Raw genomic sequence first — 19,222 nt, 5'->3', positions numbered from 1 at the left:
TATGTACTGGATATATAATATACTTCTCATTATCTATTGGATTGGCTTGATACCGGTTATTCTCTACCGGTTAGCCTTTGAAGAGGGATTCTATGAGCGTATAAAACAAAGTGCGGGATTTATGCCGAGCACATTGATGAAAAAAATAGAAGGCAAGCGTGCCATATGGCTTCATGCAGCGTCTGTAGGAGAAATTGTAGCGACGAGCCCTTTGGTGAAAGATATTAAGCGCAGTTTTCCCGAGGCAGTGGTAGTTGTATCTGTAGTTACTGCTACGGGTCACGCTATGGCGCGACGTATCATACCAGAAGCAGAAGGAATTATTTTCTTTCCTTTGGATTTACCTTTTTTGACACGACGAATTTTGAATATTATCAAACCTATCGCTATTTTGCTGGTAGAAACAGAAATTTGGCCAAATTTCCTTCGTATAGCGAAAGATGAAAAAATTCCAGTCATGATGGTCAATGGTCGTATTAGTGATCGATCTATGTCACGATATATGCATATTAAATCGTTCATGCATGATATGTTAGGATCTATCGATCGATTCTGTATGCAATCGAAATTAGATGCAGAATATATTTCTGTACTAGGAGCGAATGTGAAAGAAGTGACTGTCACAGGAAATACTAAGTACGATCAAACTTACGCAACGGTTACAGATGAAGAAAAAGAACAACTACAACATGAGTTTGGCTTTGGTCATAATCACCCCATTATTGTGGCAGGCAGCACGCACAAAGGGGAAGAAGATAAACTATTTCGAGCTTTCAAAGAAATTTTAGAAGCCTATCCTAATGCACGATTGCTCATAGCACCTAGAGAAATTATGCGGGGCGATGATGTAAAAGCATTGTCTCAAAAATATGGGCTGAAAGCGATTTGCCGTAGCACGATGACAGAACCTGTACACGAAAAAATTCCAGTGGTGATTTTAGATACTATTGGTGAGTTAGGTCGTCTGTATAGTTTAGGGGATATTATCTTTGTTGGAGGATCCTTGGTCAAAACGGGAGGACATAATATCTTGGAACCAGCTGCTCATGGCAAGCCGATTATTGTGGGACCGCATATGTTTAACTTTAAAGAAATCTATAGTTTATTGAGTTCCCGAGGAGCTTGTACAATGGTACATGATGAAAGGGAGTTATTAGAAATATTGCAAACTTTGTGTGCGAATGAAGTTATGCGAGAAGAAATGAGTCGTCATTGTTTGGAAGTGGTTAGTGAAAATCGTGGTGCTACACAGCGCAATACGGAAGAATTACGATGTCTCTTTGAACGCTTTCACATTGTTCCATAATCGGTTCATTTATGTTTTAATAGCCTAGGCTATACTAGAGGGATGCGGAGGAGGTTTACTCATGAAAGGAGAACAACTCTTTAAACATATCATCAGCGGACAGATGCAAGGCTCTTTGGGGGATGCTCTTCGTGGTGGTTTAGAAAAGGCTAGTAAGGTCTATGAAAGAGTCGTGGAATATCGTAATGAACGGTATAATCATCCACATAGAGTGTTACACATGCCAGTGCCAGTCATTAGTATAGGCAATATTACAGTTGGTGGTACAGGTAAAACGCCGATGGTGCGCTACGTGTGTGAGGTATTGGATGCAGACCAACATACAGTGAGTGTCTTGAGTCGTGGATACAAAGCGGACAATAATAAAAAATCCATCGTCGTATCTAGACAAGGGTCGGTAGATGTGTCTTCTTTTATCAGCGGTGATGAAGCTTGGTTATTAGCTAAAACATTACCGAATGTAAATGTTATTATTGGCTCTAAACGAGTAGAGTCAGCTAAGATTGCCGTAGACGATATGCAATCCGATGTGCTTGTTTTAGATGATGGCTTTCAACATCGAGCTTTGGGCCGTGATGCAGATATTGTATTGATTGATGCCAGCCATCCATTTGGCTATGGTGCGGTGTTGCCAAGAGGGTTGCTACGAGAACCTTTGACAAATTTAAAGCGAGCTACCTATATTGTGTTAACGAAAACGAATCAAGTAGATCTGGAACAATTAGAAGCACTCCGTGAAGAGATTCAGTCTTTAGCACCTTTTGTTCCTGTAGCAGAAACCATTCATCAAACACTGGGTTTTCAAACCTTGGAAGAATGGAGCCATAATGGCCCGATTCATGATATTAGTGACTATGATGGGACTCCTTTATTAGCGATTAGTGGTATCGGACAACCTAGCTCTTTCATTTCTAATTTAAAAAGTTACGGATTCACGGTACAGGATATGATGAGTTTTGGTGACCATCATGATTATAGTGAAGAAGATGTTGTGAAACTATGGCAATATTGTTTTAAAACAGGGATTCAAGGTATTATTACAACGGAAAAAGATGCAGTGAAATTATCTCAAGTACGTGCGATTAAAGATTTGAAGATTCCTGTCTATGTATTAGTGATTGGTATCGAATTTACCAAAGGTGAAGACGATTTTAAATCCTATGTGTTGCAAATAGCAAAGGGGAAATAATATGCGTATAGCTTGTATTATTCCAGCGCGCTATGGATCTACACGATTACCGGGTAAACCCTTAGCGATGATTGGTAACAAACCAATGATTCAACGGGTCTATGAGCAAGTGTCGAAAGCTACGGAAATTCATGAGGTCATCGTGGCTACTGATGATGAACGAGTGTATGATGCTGTTACCCAATTTGGTGGACAGGTGATAATGACAAGAGCTGACCATTTGACGGGCACTGACCGCTTAGCAGAAGTGGCATCTGCAAGAACAGATATTGATGTGATTATTAATGTGCAAGGTGATGAGCCACTCATTGATGCGTCCCTTATCGATGCATTGGCACGTCAATTCAAAGAAGACCCAACTCTACAAATGGGAACCGTAGGCTGTCCCTTATTAGAAGAAGAATACAATGAGCCTAGTGCTGTGAAAGTCATCGTGAATCGACTAGGGAATGCCATGTATTTTTCCCGATCCTTAATTCCTTACCCTAGACATGCATTTGTGGTTCCTCCACTCAAGCATGTAGGTATGTATGGATATAATCGCCAGTTCCTATTAACATATGCTAAGATGGAACCAACACCAGCAGAATTAACTGAATCCTTAGAACAGTTACGAGCTTTAGAAAATGGATATACCATTCGAGTGATTACTACAGATCAACGTTTTGTGGGAGTAGATACCCCAGAAGATTTAGAACGAGTGAATGAAATATTTCACCAATTAGAAGTATAAACGATTTCGTTTAGAGAGGAGATAGTATGAAAACAGTACAAGTAGGCAACCTCACACTTGGTGGAGGCAAAGGCTTATTTTTATTAGCAGGCCCTTGCGTAATAGAGGGCTATGAACGCACATTAGAGATTGGTCGTCGTGCCAAAGCAATTTGTGAAAAAGTTGGCATTCCTTATGTATTCAAAGCATCTTTTGATAAAGCCAATCGCTCCAGCTATTCTTCCTTCCGTGGTCCTGGCCTCGTAGAAGGTTTAGAAATTTTGAAAGCCATCAAAGAAGAGTTACAAGTACCAGTGGTAAGTGATATCCACGATATTACTCAAATTGAACCAGCTGCAGAAGTGTTGGATATTCTTCAAATTCCAGCCTTCTTATGCCGTCAAACTGACTTGGTATATGGAGCAGCAGCGACTGGAAAATGCGTGAATGTGAAAAAAGGCCAATTCATGGCTCCGAAAGATATGAGTAATGTGTTGAAAAAAATGGAAGAATCTGGTAATCAAAACTTGATACTCACAGAGCGCGGTTTTAGCTTTGGCTATAACAACTTAGTGGTAGACATGAGATCCTTCCCAATCATGCGTTCTTTCGAGTATCCAGTAATCTTTGATGCGACACATTCCGTACAACTACCAGGTGGGGCAGGCACAGCGTCTTCTGGTCAACGTGAGTTTGTGGCTAACTTGGCGCGTGGTGCTGTTGCGAGTGGTGTAGATGGACTATTCTTTGAAGTGCATGATAACCCTGAAGAAGCACTTTCAGATGGACCAAATATGTTATATTTAGATTCCTTAGAAGAATTATTAACTGATTTAGTGGCTATCGACAAAATCGTAAAAAAATAGTACAGATGTAAAGGATGCAGGTGAACTATGAAGATACTTGAACGGGCATCACAGGTGCTCCAAGAAGAATCAAAAGCAGTGTTAGACTTAATTGAAACATTAGACCATCGTTTTGAAAGGGCAGTAGAGTTAATTTTATCCTCTAAAGGACGGGTGGTCTGTACAGGTATGGGAAAATCTGGACATATTGCACGAAAAATTTCGGCTACATTGGCGAGTACCGGTACACCTGCATTGTTTTTACACCCTGGTGAAGGAGTTCATGGCGATTTAGGTATGGTTACATCTGATGATGTAGTACTAGCATTCTCAAATAGTGGAGAAACTAGTGAAGTCATTAGCTTATTGCCTTCCTTACGTCGCATTGGTGCTAAATTAATTTCAGTAGTGGGCAATCCCAGTTCTACATTGGGAAAAAACTCGGATGTAGTCTTGGTGGTATGCGTAGATAAGGAAGCGTGCCCATTAGGATTAGCACCCACAAGCAGTACCACGGCTGCATTAGCTTTAGGTGATGCCTTGGCAGTGTGCTTATTAGATCAACATAAATTTACGCCAGAAAATTTTGCTGTATTCCATCCAGGTGGTTCCTTAGGTCGCAAATTATTGCTAACCGTAGAAAACATTATGCATAGTGGAAACGACAATCCTATTATTCATAAAGGGGCTACCGTACAAGATGCTTTATTTGTGATGACTAATAAAGGACTGGGAGCAGCTAATGTAGTAGATGAAGAAGGCAAGTTAATTGGTCTTGTAACAGATGGAGATATTCGCCGCGGTTTAGATTCTGGATGTAATTTCCTAGTATGGTCTGTGGAAGATATGATGACCAAATCACCACGTACGATTACAAAGGATAAGTTGGCAGCAGAAGCGCTTCATATGATGGAGAAAAATCAACCTCGGCCGATTACAGTATTACCAGTAGTTGGTCAAGATGGAACAAGCCTTGGGTTAGTGCATATTACTGATTTGTTGCGACGAGGCATTGTGTAATGGCGATACGTTGTTTAGTATTAGATGTAGATGGTGTTCTTACGAAAGGTGAGATTACCTATACATCTAGTGGAGAAGAAATCAAAGCATTCCATGCCAAAGATGGATTGGGGTTAGCCTTAGCACGCAGGATGGGATTACAAACAGCGATTATTACGGGTCGTACCTCTCCTATGGTAGAGCGAAGAGCAAAAGAATTACAGATTTCTCATGTGCAAATGGGGAGTCATAATAAGAGTGCAGGATTACAGGAACTCTTACATACATTGGAGTTAGAGGCTCATGAAATAGCCTATATAGGCGATGATCTCAATGATTTAGGCATTATGTCTAAGGTGGGATTAGCTATGACACCACAAGATGGTGTACCAGAAGTAAAACAAGTAGCTCACTACATTTGTCAAGCAAAGGGCGGAGAAGGAGCTGTGCGTGAAGCAGTTGAGTATATTTTAAAACAAGAAGGACTTTGGGAGGATGCGGTACGCTCATACAGTGAAGAATCCTACCAAGTAGGTCAGTAGAAAGGAGGCTTTCATGGCGGGAGAATGGCAATATACAGCCTTAAAAACGATTAGTAAATTAGTTTGTACATTACCCTATTCTACAATTTTATCCATTGGAGCAACTCTAGGACCTTTATATAGATTAGTAGGTAAAAAACAGGTCAAACGAGGATTACATAATCTAATGATTGGCCTTTCCATAGATGAAAAAGAAGCAGATGCCATATTAGGTCGACTCTTTCAAAACTTGGGACGTTCTGTGATGGAAATACTATATATGCCTAATTTGACACCTGAGTTCATTAAAGAACATATTGAAATGCGTGGGTTAGAGCACCTAGATGCAGCCATGGCAGAAGATAAAGGTGTTGTCATATTGACGGCCCATGTAGGTAATTGGGAATGGATGGGCGCAGCCTTGGCAGCTCATGGGTATCCGTCCACAACGATTGTAAAAAAACAACCGAATGCTCAATTCACAAGATTGCTGAATGAATACCGAGAAATGGTGGGATTAGAAGTATTCGCTCGTGGTGGTTCTGAAATGAGAGGCGCTGCACAAGCAATGAAAGCGAAAAAATTATTGGGTTTCTTAGCAGATCAAGATGGATGGTATACAGGGGTGCCAGTGATGTTTTTAGGACAAGATTCATCAGCGGTGACGGGTCCCGCATCCTTTGCGAAAAAGTTCAAAGCTCCTGTAGTGCCAGTCTTTGCATCTCGTAAAGAGAATGGTCACATTGTCCATATCTTGCCAGCACTGCATTATAAAGATACTGGTGATGTGGAAAAAGATATGTTCCGTCTTACGGAAGAAACTGTTAAGATAACAGAAGCTTTTATTAAAGAACATCCTGATGAATGGTTGTGGTTCCAACATCGTTGGAATACAAAAATTCATGAAATCACAGATATTGAACATAAACTACAAGTGAGGGAGGCTGTGCATGAAGAACAATAAAAAACTTCTCCTCGCGATTGTAGTGGGCATTTTAATTCTCTTAGGTTTTGGATACTTCCTATATGGTGGTACCGATACGACATCCACAGGACCATCGGGTAATTCCATTAGCTTTAATGGTACGGAACTGAAAGAAGAAAAAAATGGACAACTGATTTGGTCAGTAAAAGCTGAAAAAATTAGTCTTGATCAAACGACGAAAGTCATTACCTTAGAAAATGTGACAGGCACCTTTCATAAAGAGGGAACCATACTCACCGTAAAAGCGCCTAAAGGCCTGGTATCTAAAGATCATGGGCAAATTACTTTATCTGGTGGTATTGAGGCTACCTCCAGTACGGGAGCTAGTCTCCGTACAGATGGATTAGAATATACTAGTAAGGAACAAGTATTTAAATCTACTTCTAAGTTTACCTATACTGATGCAGATACTACACTAGAAGGTGATGCATTGGAAGGGGATATGATTTTGCAACAAGTGACTGCAAAAGGTCATGCTAAGTTGATTCGCAAGTAGGAAGGAAATTCATGAAACTACAACGTTTACTCATGGCAGCGCTTATGGGTGGTGTTATGATGATCCCAGTATGGGCAACATCAACAGATACCAATCTTGCTGGCAATGGGAATATAATGATTACTGCTGATCAGTTAACATATGATGGTATCAGCGGTCGTGCAGAAGCCAAAGGCAGTGTGGTTATTACAAAAGATGATAAAACTATGACAGGAGCCTCTGGTTGGTATAATACAAAAGGTGAAGAAGGATTTTTGACAGGTGGCGTGAGTATGATTGGCAACAATATGTCCATGGCAGCTGGAGAAGTACATGTCTTGCATAATAACCAATTTGATGCCACAGGTAATGTACATCTACAAAAAGATGATCGTCAATTGTTTGGTGATCAAGTAAATTATAATACAGAAAGTGGATATGGCGAGATTATTGGACATGGACAATTAGTGATGGCAGATAATGTGTTGACAGGTCAACATATTACGGCGTATACCAATCAAATATCTGCAACAGCTAAAGGGAATGTAACTTTATCTAGTGCCAGTCGTAACGTCAATGCTACAGCAGATGAGGCGGTGTACACGCAAACACCAAATCAAAATGATGGAGTTGCTTATTTAAAAGGTAATGCTAGAGCTGTGCAAAATGGGAATGTCTTAGAAGCCCCAGAGTTAAAGATAGAACTTAGTGATAATAGCGCAGAAACGCTTGGTGGGCGTAGCACATTAATCATTACTCCAAAGTAAGGAGAGTTTATGTTTATTCAAACAAAGGATTTAGTGAAAACCTACAAATCAAGAAATGTAGTGGATAAAGTTAGTGTCCGTGTTGAAGAAGGCGAAATTGTAGGATTGTTAGGTCCAAATGGAGCCGGTAAGACAACTACCTTTTACATGATTGTAGGTGTAGAAAAACCGACATCAGGAACAATCTCTATTGGTGATGTGGATGTGACTCACATGCCGATGTATAAACGCTCTGCTTATGGTATTGGATATTTGCCACAAGAGGCATCTATTTTTCGTAATTTAACAGTAGAAGATAATATCTTAGCCATGTTAGAAACCACCAATCTTTCTAAAGCAGAACAGAAGGATACAATGGAATCGTTGTTAGAAGAATTTCATATCACCCACGTGCGTGACCGCTTGGGCATTCAGTTGTCTGGTGGTGAGCGACGTCGTGTAGAAATTGCTAGAGCTATTGCGTTAAATCCTAAATTTATATTGTTGGATGAGCCTTTTGCAGGGGTTGATCCTATTGCAGTCGCAGATATTCAATCCATAATTCGCCATTTGAAAGATCGTGGCATTGGTGTACTCATTACAGACCATAATGTGCGTGAAACTTTAGGAATTGTGGATAAGGCGTACATCTTAAATAGTGGGACTATATTATTAGAAGGTACCGCTGATGAAGTGGCTACGAGCGATGTGGCTCGTAAGTTTTATTTAGGTGATGATTTCCGAATGTAGGAGTGGGTATGAGAATTTTAGATAAATATATATTAAAAGCTTTCATAGGTCCATTTCTGTTTGGGATTTTTGCCTTTACCAGTATATTTATTGGTACCGGTACTCTATTTCGGATTGCTCAGTACATTACAGAATACGGAGCTAGTTTGTGGTCCGTGACCAGAGCGTTTCTACTGGCATTGCCAAATATCGTCATATTGACGTTCCCTATGTCTGTCCTATTAGGGTCTTTGATGACATTTGGTCGATTAAGTGGTAGCAGTGAGATTATTGTCATGCGTGCAGGTGGTCAAAATTTCTTGCGCTTAGCAACGCCAGTGTACATTACAGCTTTTTTAATTTCTCTTTGTTCTATTGTGTTCAATGAGTATGTAGTTCCAGCATCAAATCATGCGTATCAAACGATTATCCGCGAGGAAATTATGAAACGTGCGACGCCACAAACGCAAGAACATATTGTGTTAAAAACATTGGCCGACAAGAAAATTAACACTTTAATGTATGCAGGAAAATACGACAGTTCTACTAAACTACTGTCCGATATTACAGTGCAACAATTTACAGATGGGGAAGTGACACAAATTGAACGTGCTAAAACAGCAAATTGGAATGGTCAATACTGGATAATGCATGACGGTACTATTTACGATATCAATGCATCTGGTGAAGGCATTGATCGTACATTAAAGTTTGAAGAACAAGTATTGCCAATAACACAAGACCCAGATAAAATTAGTCGATCCCAACGCAAACCAGAAGAGATGACTATCAAAGAGATTAGACAGCAAATCAAAGCGATGGAAGCTACGGGTGGTAAGATTACAGAATGGCAAATGGAAATGTATCAACGCTTTACCATTCCTGTGGCAAGTTTTATTTTCGCTTTAGTAGGCGCACCATTAGGGTTGCAAAAACAACGGTCTAGTTCGTCTATTGGATTCGGTATCTCAGTGCTAGTTATCTTTATCTATTATGGGGTTATGACATTGTCAGGCGCCTTAGGTAAAGGAGGGGCGATACCACCGTTGTTAGCGGCATGGATTCCAAATACATTGGGGGTCATAGCTGGTTTATATTTAAACTGGAGAGTATCTAAATAAATAAGGTAGTATAGGGGGTAGCATTACTAATCGAGTAGGTAGTGCTACTCTTTTATCACTGTATTAAGCGAAGTATATTGAGACCTTTTCTTGGATAACCATTGTAGAGTACTAGGGATTTTGATATACTAAGTAAAGATATAGGACTAGTATTTATTATTGAGGTATACGGCTATGTTAGTGGGACTACGGATTCTCCTCATTATTACCATTATGGGGGGATTAATTGCATTTTTAGGTGATAAAATAGGCACAAAAGTAGGAAAACGTCGCATGAGTTTGTTTGGGTTACGCCCTAAGCATACTTCTATTATTGTGACCATAGTAACGGGTATTTTAATTTCCGCTGCCACTTTAGGGGTACTTAGCATTGCCTCAAACAATGTGCGTACTGCTTTATTTGGTATGGATAAACTGAAAGCAGAGATGGCTCGACTTTCATCAGATATCGATCAAAAAACGAAAGAATTACAACAAAGTAATGAAGAATTAAATCAAAAAAATAAACAACTACAAAAGGTGCAAAGTGATGTGCAAGCAACGGAACAAGAACTAGAAGAAACACGTAGTGCTTTGGCAAGTATGGGGGACCAATTGGTGTCTATCCAAGATGCCTATGCAGAAGCTGAGCATAAGTTAGTGGAGTCTAATGCTGAAGTAGGTCGTTTAGAAGACGTACGGACTCAACTAGAGAGCCATGTACAAGACTTACAATTGACTACGAAACAATTAGAGGATGGTATCAATCATGTTCGTGAAGGGAACGTAGTATTCCGTAATGGAGAAGTCTTAGCCCAAGCAGTGATTCGACCAGGCTTAGGGGAAGTGGAAAGTATGGCGGCCTTAACTAGTTTCTTGAAAGATACGAATCGACTTATTTTAAATCGATTCCAAATGGAAGAGGAAAAAACAGTTATCTATGTGAGCCGAGATAATTTGAATGAAGTGGCGAAAGTTGTAGCTGCTACCGATAAGCCATTGATGATTCGGGTCACAGCAGCTGCCAATATTATTTATGGAGAACCAGCACTAGCAGAAATTCATGCGTACCCGCATGATATGATTTTCAAAAAGGATATAGTCCTTTGGTCATCCGTTATCGATGGAGGTAAGAGTGCGCAAGACCAAGTGTTGGCATTCTTAAAAGAAGTCAATGGGGAAGCGAAAAAACACGGTATCTTACCGGACCCAATTACGGGTGAAGTAGGATCCCTACCCGGCAATGAGTTGTTTACTACGATACGAAAAGTCGAAAATCAACGTGGCCCTGTTCGATTAGAGGCTGTCACGCGAGAAGATACTTTCACCAGTGGACCTGTACAAATTATGTTACGTGTCATTCCCCTAAATGAGTAAGGAGTAGATGATGGCATTGGAAGCTTATGTATTGGCGGTTGACCCAGGTCGTGATAAAACAGGCGTTGCGATTCTTACGAAAACAGCGCAATTAGTGATGATGGATATTGTGCCTACTGATTCTGTAATGCGTGAATTGCAATCTCTGTTAAGGATGTATGCGGGGGTATCTGTTCTAGTCTGTGGGAATGGAACCAATCATAAAGCGGTAGGGACCATTGTAAAAAATCTAGCAGAAGAGCAAGGAAAGGCATTTACCTTTGTCAATGAAAAGCATACTACAGAAGAGGCGAGGCGCCGTTATTTTGAAGTGCATCCACCCACAGGGTGGCGAAAATTAGTGCCAAAAGGCATGTTATACCCTCCCGTGCCCGTAGACGATATTACAGCATGGATTATTGGGGAACGTTGGTTATTAGCAAATAAGGAGTGAGTATCCGAAGGATGAAAGAACACAAAAGCAGAAAACGAAGACTGATGGACATAGCTATGCGATATATTATGATGATTATTGGTGCAGCTATTTATACCTATGGACTAGATGTATTTCTAGTGCCGAACTACCTCATCGATGGTGGCGTCGTAGGTATTGCCTTAATGGCGAGTAAATTATCAAATATATCCTTTAGTATTCTAGTTATGTTGATTAATCTGCCATTTTTGTATGTAGGGTATATGCAAATTGGTAAAAGTTTTACCATATCTACCCTATTCGCCATTGCGTGCATTTCTGTATTTTCTGCTTTCATGCATCACATACCGCCTATTGTGCATGACCCATTGTTAGCCGCAGTCTTCGGCGGTATTATTCTAGGGCTTGGAGTAGGCATTATTATACGAAACGGTGGGTCCTTAGATGGATCGGAAATTGTAGCTATCATTTTTGATAAAAAGAGTTCCTTTTCCGTAGGTGAAATCGTTATGTTCCTAAACTTCTTTATTTTAGGAGCAGCGGGATTTGTGTACGATTGGAATAGTGCTATGTACTCCTTGATCGCTTATTTCGTAGCCTATAAAATGATGGACTTAGTCATTACCGGCGTAGAAGAATCGAAAGGTGTTATGGTCATTACCGATAAATCAGAAGAAGTAGCTGATGTGGTGATGCATCGTTTAGGCCGTGGTGTCACCTTACTCTATGGAGAAGGGGCGTATACGAAAACTCCAAAACGTATTATTTACTGCGTGGTGACACGCCTTGAAATAACGAAATTGAAAGATATTATTTACGAAGTGGATGAAAATGCTTTTATCACCATCAATGATGTACATGATGTATTTGGTGGTCAATTTGGTAAAAAATCAATCCATTAATCGTTGATTAGGTGATACGTATCATTGCGTATCTTTAGAAAAGGAGGATCTATGGAAAAAGATACAGCCATAGGCAGTCAAATTTTGAAAGAAGCTCGTGAGTGGTTGCAAGCTATTGTAGTGGCACTCATCGTAGCCATGTTAACGCACATATTTATAGTACAACCTACGAGAGTATCCGGCGAATCAATGGAGGATACGTTGCATAATGGGGATTTTCTATTAATTAGCAAATGGTCTCATGTGATGCGAGATATACCAAATTATGAAGACATCGTTATCATTGATAGTCGCGTGCAACGAGAACGTTCTTGGAAAGATGATGTGATGGAACCTTTACTAAATTATGCCAGTGTGGTAGTACCATCCTTGCAAGGTCATGATGTATGGGTAAAGCGAGTGATTGGTCGCCCTGGTGATACATTAGAATTTAAAGAAGGGCATGTGTGGAGAAATGGTACCAAGCTAAATGAGCCGTATACTAAAAAAGAGACGATGAAATTTGAACGCTCCTTACCAATTACTGTTCCCGAAGGACATGTATTTGTCATGGGGGACAATCGGAATCATTCTTCCGATAGCCGTTTCATTGGATTTGTACCAGTGGACCATGTACTTGGTAAACTAGCGTACCATATACGTAATCCATTCTAATCATAATCTAATATAATTTTGGAATCCTGTGCCTTGGCATGGGATTTCCATATATCCAAAGAAAGGTGGAGAGACAGATGAGTGAAGGTTTAATCTTAGTCAATACGGGAGATGGTAAAGGCAAGACAACAGCAGCCTTAGGTGTAGCACTGCGTTCAGCAGGATGTGGTAGAAAGGTGCTTATTTTACAATTTATTAAAAGTGGTGCTAATTATGGTGAATTAGCAGGCATTGCATTATTACCAACTGTAGAGATTCGGTCCATGGGAAAAGGGTTCATCTTTCATAAGCAAGAAGAATCAGAAGAAAAAATGAAAGAACATCAACAAGCAGCAAAAGAAGCGTGGGCCATGGTGGAACACGAAGTGAAGTCTGGTCAATGGGATTTGATTATCCTCGATGAAATCAATTACGCCATTCATTATGGGTTAGTGGATGTAGAGACAGTAGTGAACTTGCTCAAGACAAAACCTGAAAACTTAGACATGATCTTAACAGGTCGTAACGCACGCCCAGAGATTATTGAACTAGCGCATACGGTAACGGAAATGAAAGTTATCAAACATGCGTACCAACAGGGGATTAAGGCAAAGCGTGGTATAGAGTTTTAACTTAGGTGATGAAGTAGGTGTTTGACTACTAGATGTTGCAGAAAATAGAAGACCTATGCCAAAACCACATCGAAAATCTTAAAAATACTTCTTGCGTAAGTGAAGAAAAACAAGTACAATAATAGTGTACTAATTTAGTGCTTTACATGGAAAGGTTTCCATGTTTGGATATGATATTAATTCAAGGGGGTTATACCTATGGCTATCACAAATTATGTAAAAACAGCTGAATTTGCAACAGAAAAACACGTTCCAGTGATTACAGCACCTGATACTGTAAAAGCTGGCGAACGCGTAGTCATCGAATTAGAAGTGGGTAAAGAAATTGCTCACCCTAACACTGTAGAACATCACATTTCTTGGATCAAATTGTACTATGTAGAAGAAGGTACACAACTTCCATACGAAGTAGCTCGTCTTGAGTTCAACGTACATGGTGAAGCTCCTACAGGTGCTAACGAAGGTCCTGTACATGCAGAAGCAGCTGGCGTTGTTACAGCATCTTTCAAAAAATCTGGTCGTTTGATTGCAACTTCTTACTGCAACATCCACGGCTTGTGGGAATCTGAAAAAGATATCGTTGTAGAAGGCTAATCCTATATTAGACATCTAACTGAATTGATTATGATAAGGACTGTTGACCCTTTAGGGGAGGCAGTCCTTTGTTGTGTGCCACGGTTGAGATATAGGGGGAAACTGTTGCATATCATAGAGAATGGGTATACTGTTTATCTACTGTAACAGGACATATGTATAATAAAAATAGTAAAATACTACAAAAATCCTTTACTTTACTAGCGTAGTATGGTAGATTAATATAGATATTATTTTATACTTTGTATCTTATAAATGAGGGATTGCAGTGGCATTAATTGTGAAAAAATTTGGTGGCAGCTCTGTAGCGACGCCTGAAAAAATATTTAACATTGTCAATCGCGTGTTGCGCGATAAACAACCAGATGATCGAATTGTGGTTGTTGTTTCTGCCATGGGCGATACAACAGATGACTTGGTGAGCTTGGCGAAAGAAGTCACATCTATGCCATATGGTCGTGAAATGGATCGTCTTCTTTCTACGGGTGAGCAAGTGACGATTGCATTGATGGCACTGGCGTTCCAAGCGAAAGGTCATGCAGCGGTGTCTATGACAGGTGAGCAAGCAGGTATTGCTACCAGCGATACATTTGGTAAAGCGCGCATTTTAGATATTGAACCGAAACGTGTGCTAGATGCGTTAGAAGCGGGCAATATTGTGGTTGTGGCGGGTTTCCAAGGTATGACGGAAGCTGGGGACATTACTACATTAGGTCGTGGTGGTTCTGACACAACAGCAGTCGCATTAGCGGGGGCTATGAAAGCCGATGTATGCGAAATATTTACAGATGTAGATGGGGTATACTCCACAGACCCACGGGTAGCACCAGGGGCTGTTAAATTGAAAGAAATCACCTATGGTGAAATGCTAGAAATGGCGCGCTTAGGGGCAGGTGTTATGCAACCAAGAGCAGTCGAAATGGGACATCGGTATGGGGTGCCAATTCATGTACGATCTACTTTCAGTGATGAAGAAGGCACGATAATTCGAGAGGAGTATACAATGAAAGCAAATCAATACGCTATTACAGGCGTTGCAGATGATACAAATGTAGCAAAAGTTAGTCTTGTAGGGGTGGAAAATATTCCAGGTGTGGCACATCAAGTGTTCCAAGCATTGGCAAATAAGAGTATCGACGTAGACATGATTGTACAAAGTATCCGGACTACAGATGATAAACGAACAGATATCGTGTTCACTATCACACGTGATGACGTGAACTTGGCGAAACAAGTGCTTGAAGAACTTGGTCAATCCATGTCTATCGAAGAGTGCGTGATCAACGAAAATATGGCGAAAGTATCCATCATTGGTGCAGGCATGCTTGGACAACCAGGTGTGGCAGCGAAAATGTTTGGCATCTTATCCGATGAAGGCGTAAATATCGAGATTATCAGTACTTCTGAAATCAGTATTTCCTGTCTTATCGGAGAAGAATACATTAAAACGGCGGTTCGTGCGATCCACGATAAATTAGTATTAGACGGTAGAGGTTAAGTAACGATTAGAAAAGAAGGTATGGGAATGAATGACAAGAAAAAGGAACGATATATACAACTAGGGTTGTTGGGCGGATTGGTGATACTAGGAGTTCTAGTGTACGTCCTTGTTCCTGGTTTCTATGATGACATGTGGGAATTAATCCTTTCTGGTGATGTACAACGCATGGCAGAGGTATTACAATCCTATGGTCCGTGGGCAATGGTGATTAGTTTTGTCCTCGATGTGCTCATCAATGCATTGGGATTTTTACCATCTATCTTCTTTTCTACAGCTAATGGCTTGCTATTTGGCGTGGTGCCAGGGATTATCATCTCCTGGCTAGCAGAAACGGTGGGCGTTGTATTGAGCTTTATGATTATGCGCTACATTTTGCGGGACACGGCGCATAAAGTCATAGAAAAAAGCGAGTTTTTGCTAAAAGTGGATGACTTTAGCGGAAAAAATGGATTGGTGATGATGCTCTTTGCTAGATCTATTCCATATTTTCCAAGTGGAATTATCACAGCTTTAGGAGCCATTAGCCAAATTTCCTTGCGAGATTATATCATTGCCAACTTAATTGGTAAGTTTCCATCCACAGCATTAGAAGTCATCGTCGGACATGATGCGGTACTATTACAAGATAACTTAGGCCGCTTAACCGTGGTGATACTCATTGCGTCGGTTATCTATTTCCTACTGTGGAAAGGATACCAACGGTGGGCGAAACAGAGGTAATATTGTATGATGCCTCCAACTGTCTATAGGATTGGTGCATCTCACTGTCTGAGGCAGTAAGACATCTATTAGGACACTCTATGGTCTTAATACACGAATAAACATATAAAGAGGAACGTTGAACGTGTTTAATCAACGGTCCTCTTTTTGTGTAGTAAGTAGCCAGTATTGTGAATGCAATTCTACGATAAAATGGCATATAGCATCGATATATAAGTTAATATCAATAAATAGTTGTCAAAATCCCACTTCTTTTTGACTATTACTTGCTAGTAGGCTATAATAATCTAGATACATAGTCTTTAATTGAAACTTTCCACATATAAGGAGTTGAGATAGTTGTTAGGTTTTATACAAAAACTATTAGGCAATAAAAATGCAAAAGAAATTAAACGGATTCGATCCATTGTTGAAGAGATTAATGGATTAGAGCCATCATTACTATCCTTGAGCGATACATCTTTGCGTGCAAAGACAGAAGAGTTCAAAGCAAGGTTGGCAAATGGTGAAACATTAGATGATATTTTACCAGAAGCATTTGCTGTGGTTCGTGAGGCATCCAAACGTGTATTGGGTATGCGTCACTTCGACGTGCAAATGATTGGTGGTATAGTATTGCACCGTGGTAATATCGCAGAAATGCGCACTGGTGAAGGTAAAACATTAGTGGCTACCTTGCCGGTATATTTGAACGCCCTATCGGGTAAAGGGGTGCACGTTGTAACAGTCAACGATTACTTGGCGAAACGTGACAGCGAGTGGATGGGTCGTTTATATAACTTCCTTGGCATGTCTACAGGCTTAATTGTAGCAGGCTTAGATTATGATCAACGAAAACAATCCTATGGCGCAGATATTACATACGGTACAAATAATGAGTTCGGCTTTGACTATTTGCGTGATAACATGGTTGTTCATGCAGACCAAATGGTGCAACGTCCGTTGAACTATGCTATCGTCGATGAAGTGGACTCCATTTTAATTGATGAGGCACGTACGCCATTGATTATTTCTGGTCCTGGGGAACGATCTACAGAACGCTATTATGAATTGGCAAAAGTGGTACCACACTTGGTGAAAGACGAAGATTACACCATCGATGAAAAACAAAAAACCATAGCTCCTACAGAAGAGGGGATTGCAAAAGTTGAAAAAATGTTACACATCGAAAACTTGTATGATTCTTCTAACTTAGAATTGAATCACTTGTTAAGTGCCTCCCTTCGTGCGTACGCCATGATGGAACGAGATAAGGATTATGTCGTAAAAGATGGCGAAGTGGTTATCGTTGACGAATTTACTGGTCGTTTAATGTTCGGTCGTCGCTATTCCGATGGTTTACACCAAGCCATTGAGGCAAAAGAAGGCCTACGTGTTGAACGTGAAAGTCAAACATTGGCATCCATCACATTCCAAAACTATTTTCGTATGTATGAGAAATTGTCTGGTATGACGGGTACAGCGAAAACAGAAGAACAAGAATTTAACAATATTTACGGTTTGGAAGTATATGAAATTCCACCAAATAAAGTATTAGCACGTGTGGATATGCCAGATTTAATCTTTAAAACAAAAAATGCTAAATACCGTGCTGTTGTACGAGATGTAGTGGAACGTCATAAAACCGGGCAGCCAATCTTGGTGGGTACTACATCTATTACGCAATCTGAAATGCTAAGTGATATGTTGACAAAAGCTGGCGTACCTCACAATGTATTGAATGCGAAACATCATGAAAAAGAAGCAGAAATTGTTGCGAATGCAGGTCAGTATGGCATGGTAACAATTGCTACGAATATGGCGGGTCGTGGTACAGATATCTCCTTAGGAGAAGGTGTAGCTGAATTAGGCGGTTTACACATTTTAGGTACTGAGCGACATGAAAGTCGTCGTATCGACAATCAGTTGCGCGGTCGTTCTGGTCGTCAAGGGGACAATGGTTCCTCTCAATTCTTCTTATCTTTGGAAGATGATTTAATGCGCATTTTCGGCGCAGATAATATTGCTGGTATGATGGATAAATTAGGTATGGAAGAAGACGAGCCAATCGAGCATTCTTTGATTACTAAATCCATCGAACGAGCACAGAAAAAAGTAGAAAATCATAACTTTAATATTCGTAAGTATATCTTGGAATATGATGATGTTATGAATCAACAACGGGAAGTTTTATACGGACAACGTCGTTTGATCTTGAATAACCAATCTTTACGTGAAACGATCTTGCATATGGTTGACAACTTGATTATCAATTCTATGAATCAATATGCAGATGAAAAATTATATCCAGAAGAATGGAACTATGAAGGCTTACTAAAACACTTAGAAATTTACTTCTTAGAACCAGGTATGTTAACAGTGGAGCAAATGGAAGAATATGGTCGTGCAGAATTGCAAGAGCATTTAATTGACATTGCCCACAAAGAATATGAAAAACGTGAATCCTTATTTGGAGAAGCCAATATGCGTGAGCTTGAGAAAGCAATCATGCTTAAAGTGGTAGATAGCAAATGGATGGAACATTTGGATGCCATGGATATGTTAAAAGAAGGGATTGGCCTACGTGCATATGGACAAAAAAATCCATTAGTAGAATACAAATTCGAGGCCTATGACATGTTCGAAAGTATGAAAGAAGCTATTACGGATGAAACAATTATGTATTTATACCGCATCCAAATTAATGTGGAAACAATAGCAGAAGAAGAACCGGTTGATCATCTAGCTGATGCTAAGACCCACCATGAAGACGTGTTGGAACCACAAAACGTAGACTAGACTTTCATGGCCACGCAGCGAGGTGATATATCTCCTGTGCGGCCATTTGTTGTATAGAATGAAAGA

The 19,222-nt window shown here is 40.2% G+C and carries 20 protein-coding genes; all 20 read left to right on the top strand.

Going from position 1 to position 19,222, the window contains the following annotated elements; translation table 11 throughout:
- Window position 1 precedes the first annotated feature (1 nt).
- The 20 genes from EO125_RS00765 (at window position 2) to secA (ending at window position 19,156) form a co-directional block, all read left to right on the top strand.
- Window positions 2–1,306, top strand: a complete 1,305-nt coding sequence (locus EO125_RS00765; RefSeq protein WP_127147204.1) for a 3-deoxy-D-manno-octulosonic acid transferase — start codon at window positions 2–4, stop codon at window positions 1,304–1,306.
- A gap of 61 nt (window positions 1,307–1,367) precedes the next feature.
- The gene (gene lpxK, locus EO125_RS00760; RefSeq protein WP_127147203.1) at window positions 1,368–2,495 is read left to right on the top strand and encodes a tetraacyldisaccharide 4'-kinase; all 1,128 of its coding nucleotides are present in this window, start codon (window positions 1,368–1,370) and stop codon (window positions 2,493–2,495) included.
- 1 nt (window position 2,496) lies between these two features.
- On the top strand, window positions 2,497–3,228 hold the full coding sequence (kdsB, locus tag EO125_RS00755; protein WP_127147202.1) for a 3-deoxy-manno-octulosonate cytidylyltransferase: 732 nt from the start codon (window positions 2,497–2,499) through the stop codon (window positions 3,226–3,228).
- 26 nt (window positions 3,229–3,254) lie between these two features.
- Window positions 3,255–4,073: a 3-deoxy-8-phosphooctulonate synthase gene (kdsA, locus tag EO125_RS00750; RefSeq protein WP_127147201.1), complete on the top strand. Its 819-nt coding sequence runs from the start codon at window positions 3,255–3,257 to the stop codon at window positions 4,071–4,073.
- Window positions 4,074–4,100: 27 nt separating this feature from the next.
- Entirely contained in the window at window positions 4,101–5,072 is a 972-nt protein-coding gene (locus EO125_RS00745; protein ID WP_127147200.1) for an SIS domain-containing protein, read from the top strand.
- Entirely contained in the window at window positions 5,072–5,593 is a 522-nt protein-coding gene (locus tag EO125_RS00740) for an HAD family hydrolase (RefSeq protein WP_127147199.1), read from the top strand. Before EO125_RS00745 ends, EO125_RS00740 begins: the two co-directional genes overlap by 1 nt.
- A gap of 13 nt (window positions 5,594–5,606) precedes the next feature.
- The gene (locus EO125_RS00735; RefSeq protein WP_127147198.1) at window positions 5,607–6,536 is read left to right on the top strand and encodes a lysophospholipid acyltransferase family protein; all 930 of its coding nucleotides are present in this window, start codon (window positions 5,607–5,609) and stop codon (window positions 6,534–6,536) included.
- On the top strand, window positions 6,523–7,053 hold the full coding sequence (lptC, locus tag EO125_RS00730) for an LPS export ABC transporter periplasmic protein LptC (protein WP_127147197.1): 531 nt from the start codon (window positions 6,523–6,525) through the stop codon (window positions 7,051–7,053). The genes EO125_RS00735 and lptC overlap by 14 nt, the downstream gene beginning before the upstream one ends.
- Window positions 7,054–7,064: 11 nt before the next feature.
- Window positions 7,065–7,799: an LptA/OstA family protein gene (locus tag EO125_RS00725; protein WP_127147196.1), complete on the top strand. Its 735-nt coding sequence runs from the start codon at window positions 7,065–7,067 to the stop codon at window positions 7,797–7,799.
- Between the two features lie 9 nt (window positions 7,800–7,808).
- Window positions 7,809–8,528 (top strand): LPS export ABC transporter ATP-binding protein, encoded by a 720-nt coding sequence (lptB, locus tag EO125_RS00720; RefSeq protein WP_127147195.1) that lies wholly within the window; start codon window positions 7,809–7,811, stop codon window positions 8,526–8,528.
- Window positions 8,529–8,536: 8 nt separating this feature from the next.
- Complete coding sequence (locus tag EO125_RS00715; RefSeq protein ID WP_127147194.1) at window positions 8,537–9,628, top strand: LptF/LptG family permease; 1,092 nt, start codon at window positions 8,537–8,539, stop codon at window positions 9,626–9,628.
- A gap of 174 nt (window positions 9,629–9,802) precedes the next feature.
- Window positions 9,803–10,984 (top strand): DUF3084 domain-containing protein, encoded by a 1,182-nt coding sequence (locus tag EO125_RS00710; protein WP_127147193.1) that lies wholly within the window; start codon window positions 9,803–9,805, stop codon window positions 10,982–10,984.
- A 10-nt stretch (window positions 10,985–10,994) separates the two neighbouring features.
- Window positions 10,995–11,417 carry a hypothetical protein gene (locus tag EO125_RS00705; RefSeq protein ID WP_127147192.1) on the top strand — a complete coding sequence of 141 codons (423 nt, stop codon included), beginning with the start codon at window positions 10,995–10,997 and terminating at the stop codon, window positions 11,415–11,417.
- An 11-nt stretch (window positions 11,418–11,428) separates the two neighbouring features.
- Window positions 11,429–12,298, top strand: a complete 870-nt coding sequence (locus EO125_RS00700; protein ID WP_127147191.1) for a YitT family protein — start codon at window positions 11,429–11,431, stop codon at window positions 12,296–12,298.
- Window positions 12,299–12,349: 51 nt separating this feature from the next.
- Window positions 12,350–12,952: a signal peptidase I gene (lepB, locus tag EO125_RS00695; protein WP_127147190.1), complete on the top strand. Its 603-nt coding sequence runs from the start codon at window positions 12,350–12,352 to the stop codon at window positions 12,950–12,952.
- Between the two features lie 38 nt (window positions 12,953–12,990).
- Window positions 12,991–13,563: a cob(I)yrinic acid a,c-diamide adenosyltransferase gene (gene cobO, locus EO125_RS00690; RefSeq protein WP_255416551.1), complete on the top strand. Its 573-nt coding sequence runs from the start codon at window positions 12,991–12,993 to the stop codon at window positions 13,561–13,563.
- A gap of 198 nt (window positions 13,564–13,761) precedes the next feature.
- Window positions 13,762–14,157 (top strand): class II SORL domain-containing protein, encoded by a 396-nt coding sequence (locus EO125_RS00685; RefSeq protein ID WP_009353050.1) that lies wholly within the window; start codon window positions 13,762–13,764, stop codon window positions 14,155–14,157.
- 268 nt (window positions 14,158–14,425) lie between these two features.
- Window positions 14,426–15,655 (top strand): aspartate kinase, encoded by a 1,230-nt coding sequence (locus EO125_RS00680; protein WP_127147188.1) that lies wholly within the window; start codon window positions 14,426–14,428, stop codon window positions 15,653–15,655.
- A gap of 27 nt (window positions 15,656–15,682) precedes the next feature.
- A complete protein-coding gene (locus tag EO125_RS00675) occupies window positions 15,683–16,378 on the top strand; it encodes a TVP38/TMEM64 family protein (protein ID WP_127147187.1) in 696 nt (231 codons plus the stop codon).
- 339 nt (window positions 16,379–16,717) lie between these two features.
- Window positions 16,718–19,156 carry a preprotein translocase subunit SecA gene (gene secA / locus EO125_RS00670; RefSeq protein WP_127147186.1) on the top strand — a complete coding sequence of 813 codons (2,439 nt, stop codon included), beginning with the start codon at window positions 16,718–16,720 and terminating at the stop codon, window positions 19,154–19,156.
- Window positions 19,157–19,222: the final 66 nt, after the last annotated feature.

It is taken from the genome of Veillonella sp. VA139, from assembly GCF_003992005.1.
GTDB lineage: Bacteria > Bacillota > Negativicutes > Veillonellales > Veillonellaceae > F0422.
The sequence above is the reverse complement of the archived record's forward strand: the minus strand, read 5'-3'. Positions and strand labels throughout refer to the sequence as shown.